Annotated in this window: 2 protein-coding genes; one reads left to right on the top strand and one right to left on the bottom strand. The window is 40.1% G+C overall.

Annotation, left to right across the window (positions count from 1 at the left end; genetic code table 11):
• Positions 1–232 precede the first annotated feature (232 nt).
• The gene (locus B4H32_RS08805; RefSeq protein ID WP_034426706.1) at positions 233–583 is read left to right on the top strand and encodes an arsenate reductase; all 351 of its coding nucleotides are present in this window, start codon (positions 233–235) and stop codon (positions 581–583) included.
• Between the two features lie 58 nt (positions 584–641).
• On the opposite strand, the gene B4H32_RS08800 is transcribed toward B4H32_RS08805, so the two are convergent.
• The coding region (locus B4H32_RS08800; protein ID WP_286802189.1) for a DUF2147 domain-containing protein at positions 642–965 on the bottom strand (324 nt) is incomplete at its 5' end.

The following is a 965-nucleotide window of genomic DNA, read 5'->3' as shown; positions in this document are numbered from 1 at the left end:
ATCTTAAATATTTTTCACCCCTTTTGTCTTTAGCTTTTTTCATCAAAAAGCATGATTGATTTGATCATTTTAATTTTGCTCAACACACTACATAAATTTACTTGATAAACAGGGTCTGTTGACCATTTCAAACATGCATTAAGTTATAGACTAAAAAACTCAACTGGCAAATCACCCTCTTTTTGCGTTAGGCTTTCAGCCATATCTTTTCTTGTTTTCTATGGTTTACAGCATGTTTAAAATTTATGGTATTAAAAACTGCAATTCAATGAAAAAGGCCTTTGATGCCTTAGAGGCAAAGGGTATTGCCTATGAATTTCATGACTACAAAAAACAGGGAATTGATGCGGCAACTTTAGCGCTTTGGCTGAAAGAAATGGGTGCGGATAAGGTGCTGAATAAAAAAGGCACAACTTGGCGCAAGTTATCCGAAGCGGAACAGGCCCATGCCAGCAGCAATGAGCAAAACCTGATTGAGACCCTCATTGCCCAACCTAGCCTGATAAAACGTCCAGTGCTGCAAACTCCACAGGGCTTTGTGATTGGCTTTGATGAGGCGACTTACCAGAATCTCTCCGCTTAAACAGATAAAAATAAAAAACCGAGTCTCAGGACTCGGTTTTTTTCAGTTCAAACTCAAATTAGTTGGCACGAACCCAGGTCTGGTTACGGCCTAGAGCGGCCACACCAATATAGCCACGCAGTTTAAGCTTTTTACCACCCTCGATGATTTCAGCTTTCAACTTATAGGTCTTGCCATTTTTAGGGTCGATAATTGAACCACCATCGTAATTCACACCACCGACATTTTTCAGGCCATGCACAATAGTCACGCCTTTAAGTGATTTGTTGTGATAGGTTCCTTCACATTTAGAGCAGGCATCTTCCTGACCTGGGACTAAATATTTTTGAATAGACGCTGTTAACGAACCATCCTTTTGCTCAGTAAACTTCACAATCGCCTT

The sequence above is a fragment of the Acinetobacter sp. UBA2063 genome (assembly GCF_002333245.1).
Lineage (GTDB): Bacteria > Pseudomonadota > Gammaproteobacteria > Pseudomonadales > Moraxellaceae > Acinetobacter > Acinetobacter parvus.
The sequence above is the reverse complement of the archived record's forward strand: the minus strand, read 5'-3'. Positions and strand labels throughout refer to the sequence as shown.

What these genes read in the sequence shown, in the direction of transcription:
- B4H32_RS08805 (WP_034426706.1), top strand. Translation starts at nt 233, where the DNA reads ATGTTTAAAATTTATGGTATTAAAAACTGCAATTCAATGAAAAAGGCC.